10 protein-coding genes and 1 pseudogene are annotated in these 8,995 nt (G+C 58.2%); 7 read left to right on the forward strand and 4 right to left on the reverse strand.

The features are described 5' to 3' along the window. Window positions 1-292 precede the first annotated feature (292 nt). Window positions 293-799 carry a SixA phosphatase family protein gene (locus tag ACWIZX_RS08065; RefSeq protein ID WP_448335408.1) on the reverse strand — a complete coding sequence of 169 codons (507 nt, stop codon included), beginning with the start codon at window positions 797-799 and terminating at the stop codon, window positions 293-295. 293 nt (window positions 800-1,092) lie between these two features. Here ACWIZX_RS08065 and ACWIZX_RS08070 point away from each other — a divergent pair, with 293 nt between their 5' ends. The 6 genes from ACWIZX_RS08070 to ACWIZX_RS08095 all read left to right on the forward strand — a co-directional run bounded on the left by ACWIZX_RS08070 (window position 1,093) and on the right by ACWIZX_RS08095 (window position 6,638). Continuing rightward, window positions 1,093-1,494, forward strand: a complete 402-nt coding sequence (locus ACWIZX_RS08070) for a DUF2089 family protein (RefSeq protein ID WP_448335409.1) — start codon at window positions 1,093-1,095, stop codon at window positions 1,492-1,494. A gap of 28 nt (window positions 1,495-1,522) precedes the next feature. Beyond that, the gene (locus tag ACWIZX_RS08075) at window positions 1,523-1,927 is read left to right on the forward strand and encodes an SHOCT-like domain-containing protein (protein ID WP_448335410.1); all 405 of its coding nucleotides are present in this window, start codon (window positions 1,523-1,525) and stop codon (window positions 1,925-1,927) included. A gap of 106 nt (window positions 1,928-2,033) precedes the next feature. Beyond that, window positions 2,034-3,320, forward strand: coding sequence for an MFS transporter (locus ACWIZX_RS08080; RefSeq protein WP_448335411.1), 1,287 nt, complete (start codon window positions 2,034-2,036; stop codon window positions 3,318-3,320). A gap of 173 nt (window positions 3,321-3,493) precedes the next feature. Continuing rightward, the gene (locus ACWIZX_RS08085) at window positions 3,494-4,660 is read left to right on the forward strand and encodes a COG1470 family protein (protein ID WP_448335412.1); all 1,167 of its coding nucleotides are present in this window, start codon (window positions 3,494-3,496) and stop codon (window positions 4,658-4,660) included. Between the two features lie 36 nt (window positions 4,661-4,696). Next, window positions 4,697-5,668 carry an ABC transporter ATP-binding protein gene (locus ACWIZX_RS08090; protein WP_448335413.1) on the forward strand — a complete coding sequence of 324 codons (972 nt, stop codon included), beginning with the start codon at window positions 4,697-4,699 and terminating at the stop codon, window positions 5,666-5,668. Further along, window positions 5,631-6,638, forward strand: coding sequence for an ABC transporter permease (locus tag ACWIZX_RS08095; protein WP_322793671.1), 1,008 nt, complete (start codon window positions 5,631-5,633; stop codon window positions 6,636-6,638). The genes ACWIZX_RS08090 and ACWIZX_RS08095 overlap by 38 nt, the downstream gene beginning before the upstream one ends. Window positions 6,639-6,689: 51 nt before the next feature. Here ACWIZX_RS08095 and ACWIZX_RS08100 read toward each other — a convergent pair whose 3' ends face one another. Further along, a complete protein-coding gene (locus tag ACWIZX_RS08100) occupies window positions 6,690-7,463 on the reverse strand; it encodes a rhomboid family intramembrane serine protease (RefSeq protein WP_448335414.1) in 774 nt (257 codons plus the stop codon). Then, window positions 7,460-8,083 carry a guanylate kinase gene (locus tag ACWIZX_RS08105; RefSeq protein ID WP_448335415.1) on the reverse strand — a complete coding sequence of 208 codons (624 nt, stop codon included), beginning with the start codon at window positions 8,081-8,083 and terminating at the stop codon, window positions 7,460-7,462. Before ACWIZX_RS08105 ends, ACWIZX_RS08100 begins: the two co-directional genes overlap by 4 nt. A 98-nt stretch (window positions 8,084-8,181) precedes the next feature. On the opposite strand from ACWIZX_RS08105, the gene ACWIZX_RS08110 reads away from it, so the two are divergent. Beyond that, window positions 8,182-8,580, forward strand: coding sequence for an FmdB family zinc ribbon protein (locus tag ACWIZX_RS08110; protein WP_448335416.1), 399 nt, complete (start codon window positions 8,182-8,184; stop codon window positions 8,578-8,580). 10 nt (window positions 8,581-8,590) lie between these two features. On the opposite strand, the pseudogene ACWIZX_RS08115 reads toward ACWIZX_RS08110, so the two are convergent. After that, a pseudogene (locus tag ACWIZX_RS08115) lies at window positions 8,591-8,995 on the reverse strand (hypothetical protein); the annotation flags it as partial.

Below are 8,995 nucleotides of genomic sequence, written 5' to 3' on the forward strand. Positions count from 1 at the left end.
CCCCCAAAATCGCCAGCGATTTTGGGGGAGGAGGGTGGGGGTGACTCCCGTCAGCACTGGTGAGTGTCGCTTCACTCGGAGGGACATGGCTGGTTTAACGTCATTGCGAGCGAGCGCAGCGAGCGCGGCAATCTCCCTTCCTGGAGGGAGACTCCTCGCTTCGCTCGGAGTGACATGATCCGGGTAGGAGTCGCTTCGCTCGGAGGGTTATGATTCGGGTGAGTGTCGCTACAGTCCGGGGTTTGCGGCTAGCCCGAACCTGCGTTAATGAATAAAGAATGATTCGCGACGATTAGGATTGCTTGATTTCGCGCGGACGCCACAGATTTTCAAGATGGGCAATGACCTGCGGGGTCAAAGCACTCCACGAGCGCACCGGCACTTTCAGGTAGGCAATGGCGCTGGTAGGCAGGCAGTCCATGTGATCAGTGAGCATCTGCATCAGGCTTTCCATGCCGGGGTTGTGTCCGATGACCAGCACGGTTTGGAGGTCGCCATCTTCTTCCTTCAGGTCACGCAAGGCCTCCAGATAGGATTCCGGCTCACCCAGATACAGGTTCTGGATGTACAGAATTTCACCTTTGTAACCGCATTTTTCGGCCACCAGTTCGGCGGTACGGCTGGCACGAACAGCGGTTGAGGACAGGATTAAGTCAGGGACAAGGTTTTTCTCCTTGAGCAGTTTGCCCATGCGCGGCGCATCCTTTTCGCCGCGCTTGCTCAAAGGGCGTTCAAAGTCGGGCATTTCACCTTCTTTGAAACTGGATTTTGCATGCCGCATGAGGAGCAGATTCTTCATAATTCCTCCCACAGGTAGGTTTAACCGCTGATGATGTGGGTTTCCTTTTATAAAAATTAGTATAACACAGCGAGTCAACAGATTGAAGGGCTGGTCAATTGTTAAAAAAAATTTAGTGTACAATCCCAGCCCTGCGATTCATCCTCCTGCGGGACTGGTTTAATATTGTTGACAAAATATAAATAATATCGAATTTACTATTGACAATATTGAATATTTGATTAAAATAATTGTAGATTGATTCAAAAAATCAAAGGCGTGGCGTTCTGGAACGCCTGCAAACAGGAGGAGTGATGTATCCCATCTTAAGCCGTTGCCCGGTGTGTTCATCTGAATTGATGGTCACACGTTTATATTGCGCCCAATGCAACACGACCGTCGAGGGGCATTTTCATCCTTCGGCAAACCCCTTTGCCCCACTGAACAGTGAGCAGCTGCAATTTTTGCTCACCTTCATCCGCTGCGAAGGACGTTTCAACCGCATGGAAGAGGAACTGGGGCTGTCGTACCCAACCCTGCGCAACCGTTTCAACGAAGTATTGCGCGCTTTGGGGTTTGAGCCGGGCAAGGAAGAAGTACCCGTGCGCCTATCGGCAGAAGACCGACTGCGCATTCTGGATGAACTGGCACAGGGATTGATTACCCCTGAAGAAGCCCACCGACGGCTGTTGGGCAAACGCGAAGAATCGGCCTGAAAGGCCGGCGGAAAGGAAAGAATTCAACATGGCAAACCCGGAAGAACGATTAAAAATCCTGCAGCTTCTCCAGGAGGGGAAAATTACCGCCGATCAGGCTGCTCGTCTGCTGGAAGCGCTGGAAACCAGCGCCGCGCAGGCAAAAGGCGCGCCCCGCCCGCCCGTCCCTCCCGCACCTCCCTCGCCGGCCGGCGGTGGACGCTGGCTGCGCGTGCGGGTCACCGATACGGATACCGGCAAGACACGCGTCAATGTACGCCTGCCGCTCAACCTGGTGGCATCCGGCATCCGCATGGGGATGCGCTTTGCCCCCGAAATTGAAGGGCTGGACGTCAACGAATTGATGGCCTTCATCCAATCCGGTGAGAGCGGGCATCTGGTGGATGTGTACGACGACGAAGACGGAGAGCACGTCGAGGTGTACATCGAGTAAAGCCGCCTGAGAGGTTAAACTTCCTCTCCATATTGTCAAAACCGGTCTGCAACGCGCCAATCGTCCGATTTGGCGAAGGCACTTTTTTTCCGTATTTTAGAAACCTATGGAACAGAAATCTTCCCTCAAGTGGCTGCGCGTCTTCATTCCCATCTGGGCCGGGCAGGTCTTCTCGCTGCTGGGCAGTGGGCTGGTTCACTTTGCGCTGATCTGGTGGATGACCGAAAAAACCGGTTCGGCCGCCGTACTGGCCAGCGCCTCGCTGGTTGGGCTGCTGCCGCAGGTTTTCCTTTCTCCATTTGCCGGCGCGCTGGTGGACCGCTGGAATCGCCGCTGGGTGATGGTTGCCGCCGATGGTACGGTGGCACTGGCCACAGTTGGGCTGGTAATTTTGTTTGCCAGCGGGCAGGTGCAATTGTGGCATGTCTATGTGGCCCTCTTCATCCGTTCGTTGGGCGGGGCATTTCACTGGCCGGCCATGCAGGCTTCCACCTCCTTGATGGTGCCCAAAGAGCACCTTTCGCGCATTGCGGGAGCCAATCAGGCGTTGAACGGGCTGATCGGCATCGGTGCGCCGCCGCTCGGCGCATTGCTGATGAGCACCCTGCCCATCTTTCAGGTGCTGGCGATTGATATCCTCACCGCCGGGCTGGCAATTCTGCCGCTTCTGTTCATCGCCATCCCCCAGCCCGTCCGCGAAGATGCCCATCTGGCGGTTACGCCGAAAACGGTTTGGGCGGATGTGCGCGGCGGATTCCGCTATGTGGTTTCCTGGCCGGGGGTTTTCACCCTCTTGCTCATGGCGGCCATGGTCAATTTCCTGCTCAGCCCCGGTTCGGCCTTCATGCCGCTGCTGGTGACCCAGCACTTCAAAGGCGGCGCATTGCAACTGGCGTGGATGCAATCCGCCTGGGGGGTGGGGGTAGTGGCAGGCGGCTTGCTGCTGAGCGCGTGGGGCGGCTTTCGGCGCAAAATCATCACTTCCATGCTGTCGTTGATGGGCATTGGCGTGGGTGTATTGCTCACCGGAGCAGCCCCGGCATGGGGTTACTGGATTGCATGGAGCGGTATGTTGATTTCCGGAATTATGAACCCGCTCACCAACGGGCCGTTGTTTGCCCTGCTGCAATCCAAAATTGAGCCGTACATGCAGGGACGGGTGTTTACGCTGGTCAACAGTCTGGCTTCAGCAATGATGCCGCTGGGCATGATGATCGGCGCGCCGGTGGCCGAATGGCTGGGCCTGCGTTCGTGGTATCTGTTCGGCGGAGTGATGTGCCTGCTGATGGGATTCATCGGCTTAACCGCGCCTCTCATCAACACGCTGGATGATCAGCAGCCCGGCGGAAAACGGATCGTTCCGGCTGCCGAGCCGTCTATCTCAACGGATTAATCCTCCTTCACCTTTTCTTTACGCTACCGGGGCAGAACGGACACCTGCCCCGGCACGCCGTTAAACACAATCCTTAACAATCTTCTAATCATTTTCTTATGTTTTCGTAGTAGGATAGCGTTCGTCAAAAACCCGACTCTTTTTACATCTTTGCATACAAGGAGTGAAGAAGTATGAAGCGTCTACTACCCATTTCACTGGTTTTAATGCTGATTGCCTTGTTCGTGCTGCCGGTTCCGGTACAGGCTCAGGATGAAACGCCTGCCGCCGGGCTGACCATCTCCACCACCTATCCAAGCCAGATCATCGGCTTTGGCGAAGTGGTCACCCTCACCCTCAAACTGCGGGCGGACAGTCCGCAAATGGTCAATCTGGAAGTGGTGGGGCTGCCGGATGGCTGGGAAGCCAGTTTCCGCGGCGGCAGCCGGATTGTGGATGCGGTCTATCTGGACGGTGAAACCACCGTCAATGTGGACGTGCGCATCGAACCGCCCGCCAACCCCGAAGCCGGCAAGTACACCCTGAAAGTGGTGGCAAAGGGCAAGACCCAAACCGCCGAAATGCCCATCACCCTGACGGTCAAGGAAAAACTGCCCCCGCGCCTCTCGCTGGACATGGACGGGCTGCCGGTACAGCGCGGGACACCCAGCAGCACCTTCCGCTACACGGTGACGCTCAAGAACGAAGGCGGTGAAGACCTGACCGTTGCCCTTTCGGCCGATCAGCCGACCAACATGCAGGTGCGCTTCGAATCGGCCGGTCAGACCGTCACCGAAATTCAACTGGCCGCCAATGAAAGCAAGAACCTGACCGTAGTCGCCGAACCGCTCATCACCCTCGAAGCCGGGCGCTACCCATTCAGCATCTACGCCCGCGCCGGGGATGTGGAAGCCAGCATGGATCTGGCTGCCGATGTGGTGGGTGAAGGACGTCTCTCCATCACCACACCCGATGGGCGGCTTTCCGGTCAGGCAACTGCCGGACAGGATAACCCGCTCAAGATCATCCTCAAAAACACCGGTACAGCACCGCTGCGCGGCATCCAGCTCAGCTCCATCGAACCCAGCGGCTGGTCGGTGACCTTTGACCCCAAAGAAATTGTCGAAATCCCCGCCGGTCAGCAGGTGGAAGTCACCGCCACCATCAAACCGGCCGAAAAAGCCGTTGCCGGTGACTATCTGCTGACGGTCAATGCCCGCCCGGTGGACAGCAAGCAGCAATCGGCCGAATTCCGCATCACCGTGGTCACTTCTACCCTGTGGGGTGTGGCAGGCATCGCCCTGATTGCGGTGGCCGTGGCGGCGGTGGGCATGGCGGTTTCCCGCTTCGGGCGGCGCTGATTCTCGCTTCCCCATTCCTTTTCTGTGGAGGTGAGTATGAGCGAGACCGTCCTCGAAACCCGCGACCTGACCAAAAAATACAATTCGTTCGTTGCAGTGGACCATCTCAACCTGCAGGTTCAGGCTGGCGAGGTGTTCGGTCTGCTCGGTCCCAACGGTGCGGGAAAGACTACCACCATCCTCATGCTGCTGGGGCTGACCGAGCCGACTTCCGGTTCGGTGCGCGTGCTGGGGCTGGACCCCACCCGCCAGCCGCTCAGTGTTAAATCGCGGGTTGGCTATCTGCCCGATCAGGTCGGTTTTTACGATGAACTGACCGCCCGCGAAAACCTGACCTACATCGCCCGTCTGAACGCCATACCCAACCAGCAACTGCCGGCGCGCGTGGAAGAAGCGCTCGAACGGGTAGGCCTGCGGGATGTGGCGGATAAGCGGGTGGCTACCTTCTCGCGGGGCATGCGTCAGCGGCTGGGGGTAGCCGATGTGTTGATCAAGAACCCGCGCCTGATCATCATGGACGAGCCGACTTCCGGTTTGGACCCGGAAGCCTCGCTGGAATTTCTGGAAATGATTCGCGCGCTGAAGCGGGAGGGCATCACCATCCTGCTTTCCTCGCATCTGCTCTATCAGGTGCAGGCGGTTTGCGACCGGGTCGGCCTGTTCCACAAGGGCCGCATGGTGCTGCAGGGCAGCGTCAACGAACTGGCCGAGCGGGTGTTGGGCGGCGCCTACCGCATTCAGCTGCAGGCCGAAGGCGACCCGCAAGCCATTCAGGCCGCTTTACAGCGCGTGGATGGCTTCCGCAACATCCGCCAGACCGCCGAGAACCTGTACACGATGGAAGCCGCCCGCGATCTGCGTCCGGAGGCCGCTCAGGCGGTTGTTTCGGCCGGCGGGCGTTTGTATAAACTGGATGTGCAGACCCAAAGTCTGGAAGAAATTTACAGCGCCTACTTCAAGGAGGTGGAACATGGCACAACCCAATCCAGCCTTAGCCGCCAGGTCTGAAGCGACCGGCCGGGCAGCAGCCCGCGAGGGCTCGCCGTGGAAGGGGATGTGGGCGGTGGTTGCCAAAGAGATGGCCGACCACCTCTCCAGTGCGCGCATGGTAGTGCTGGAAATTCTGATTGTGCTGGCGGCAGTCGGCTCGATCTATGTGGCAACCCAGAACATCAGTCAGAACATCAGTCAGGACCGCTTTCTGTACCTGCGTCTGTTCACCACCGCCCAAAATCCGCTGCCGGCTTTCGTGGCGCTGCTGGCTTTCTTCATCCCGCTGGTTGCCATTGCGCTGGCGTTCGACTCGGTCAACAGTGAGTTCAGCCGGCGCACGCTCTCGCGCGTGCTGGCGCAGCCCATTTACCGCGATGCGCTGTTGATGGGCAAGTTTCTGGCGGGACTCTTCACCCTTGCGCTGGTATGCACCGCGCTCTGGCTGCTGATTTTCGGTTTGGGCATTCTGCGGCTGGGGGTGGCACCCGGCGGTGAAGAAGTGGGACGTGCGCTGTGGTTCCTGCTGGCCACCATCTTCTACGGCGGCATCTGGCTGGCGCTGGCGATGGTCTTTTCGGTCATCTTCCGGCAGCCGGCAACCGCGGCGCTGACTTCCACAGCAGTGTGGTTGTTCTTTACCGTATTCTGGAACATCATTGCCGGTTTGCTGGCACAGTCGCTCAGCCCGATTCGCTTTGGCACGCTGGGCGAGCTGCTGGCGCAGGCCAACCTGCAGCTGGCGCTTTCGCGCTTTTCGCCCAACACACTGTACGCCGAAACGATGATCGCCCTGCTCAACCCGGAAACCCGCTCGCTGGGCATTCTGCTGCCGACGCAGATGGAAGGCGCCATTCTCGGTTCACCGCTGCCGCTTTCCCAATCGGTGGCGCTGATCTGGCCGCAGTTGACCGGCCTGATCGCCGCCACCATCGTCCTGTTTGCGCTGGCTTACATCCTCTTCCAGCGGCAGGAAATCCGCGCCTGAATCGGCTGATGCTTCCCCCACACTCGGGTCTGCCGTTGTGGGGGAATTTTTTTAACCCATCCAGATGCGCAGCGCTGCCAGTGCGGCAAACACCAGGGTAACCCCCACCGCTACCAGCGCCACCCGCCTGCGGCTGCGTTGATTGACCAGACTGACGCCGGTAAAATCAGCCTGTACCGTCCAGATTGGCCCGGCCGACCAGGCAAACGCCAGCCCGCCGATCAGCCCGCCCAAGTGTCCCCAGTTATCTATACCCGGCGAGGTGCCCAGCAGCAGGTTGATGCCGGCAATCATTAGCGTGGACATCAGCAGGCTGCGCGCATTTTGAATCAACGTGCGATTCTGATAGAGAAAGACGGCCTGCGCCGCCAGCAGACCAAAAATGGCGGTCGAAGAACCCAATGAAGGGCGCGGCGTCATCATAAAGGAAATGACATTCCCGGCAAAGCCGGAAATCAGGTACAGCAGCAGGAAGCGGTTGTGACCGTAGTAACGTTCCAGATTGCTGCCGAAAATGAACAGCGCATACATGTTGAAGGCAATGTGCAAAACCGAGCCGTGCAGCCACATCGGTGTGATCAGCCGCCAGTACTGCCCGGCAACGATGAGCGGGTTGACTTTGGCACCCAGCGCAGCCAGCAGGTCAGCCCCGGTGGTGGTTTGGGTGAACAACTGACCCAGAAAGGCCAGCACACAGGTGGCAATCATAAAGTAGGTGACGTAGGGCGGCTCGGAAGTCGGCCGCCGGAAAATCCTCACCGGCCCGGCGGGCGGTACCGGCGGATGTTCTTCGTTGTCGTACTGGGAATAGGGCGTGTGATTCATAGCGAGTAAGTTCTGGGTTTCACCTTGAGGTGTTCGGCGGTCAGAATTGCCAGAATCTGATCAATGGTTTTTTCCAGTTGACCGTCGGCGTTCACCACCGCATACTCAAATTCGGGCAGGCGCTTCATTTCTTCCTGCGCGGTTTGGATGCGTTTTTGCAGCGTGGCGGGTGTTTCGGTGTGGCGGGCAGTCAGACGCGCTTCCAGTTCTTCAAAACTGGCCGGCAGCAGAAAAATCATCACCGCCTCAGGAAACAACTGACGCAGCCGGGCAGCCCCCTGCACATCCACTCGGAAGATGACATCCTTGCCGCTGTGCATGGCATCGCTGACTTCGCGTTTGGGAATGCCCTTGTAATCATCGTAAACCCGCGCGTATTCAATCAATTCGTGATTGCGAATCATTTCCTCAAACCGGGCGGTGCTGACAAAGTGATAGTCCACACCGTCCACCTCGTTGGGGCGCGGTTTGCGGTCGGTGGCGGTGACCACCACATGCAAAGGCAGGTTGCGTTTTTTGAGTTCCTGAATCACGGTATCTTTGCCGACTCCGGAAGGGCCGGAGATGACCACCAGCAACGGGCTTTGACCGGGCAGCAGCGAGGCAGACGAATGCGGCATGAAGTTTTGTTCACTCCTTTGGGCAGGCTCTTACGGTTTTCTTACATTGGTTTGATTATAATAGAGAAATTGAACTCTTTGATGAGTGGAGTGTGAGAATGCCTGCCTACGAGTATCGCTGTCTGGACTGCCGCAAACGCTTTGAAGTCTTTATGTCCTATTCCGAATATGGCACGCGCGAGGTTACCTGTACCCACTGCGGAAGTAAGCGTGTTCAGCGGCGCATCGGCCGGGTGCGGGTTGCCCGTTCCGATGACAGCCGCCTGGAAAGCCTGGCAGACCCCGACAATTTAGCCGGTCTGGAAGATGACCCGCGCACGCTGGGACGCATGATGCGCCAGATGAAGAGCGAACTGGGCGAGGATATGGGGGATGTATTCGACGAAGTGGTGGATCGGCTGGAAAAGGGTCAATCGCCGGAGGATATTGAGCGCGACCTGCCCGAACTGGGCAGCGATGAGGGCGGTGACTTTGGCGGAATGAGCGATTTGGACTGATGGGGTGACTTCACGGTTTCAGCAAGGCGGTCAGCGCTTCGTAAGAAGTTACCCAGGCGATTCGATTGATGAAAGCCGCCAGCGAAGGGCTTTGGGCGCGCAGCGCACGCACGGCGGCGGGGACGGGATCCTCTCCGGCGGCTCCGCCGGGTTGATCGGCGTAGGCGCCGTAAAAGGCAAAGTAAGCCTGATTCAGCCGCCGGATGCGGTAGCCGTTTTCCCAAAAAATGCGCCGCCTCTGCTCCATGTATTCTTCTGCCTCTTCAATTTTACCCTCCGCCAGCAGCGCATCCACCGTTACACGGGTTTCACGCATTTCAGCCCGAAAGTCAAAAGCCGGCGGTTCTTGCGGCTGTGCCGGCCGGCTGGCAGGGGGCTGTGGTGGCGGCGGAACCTTTTCCGGGTAGAAACGTTC

It is taken from the genome of Bellilinea sp. (genome assembly GCF_053501535.1).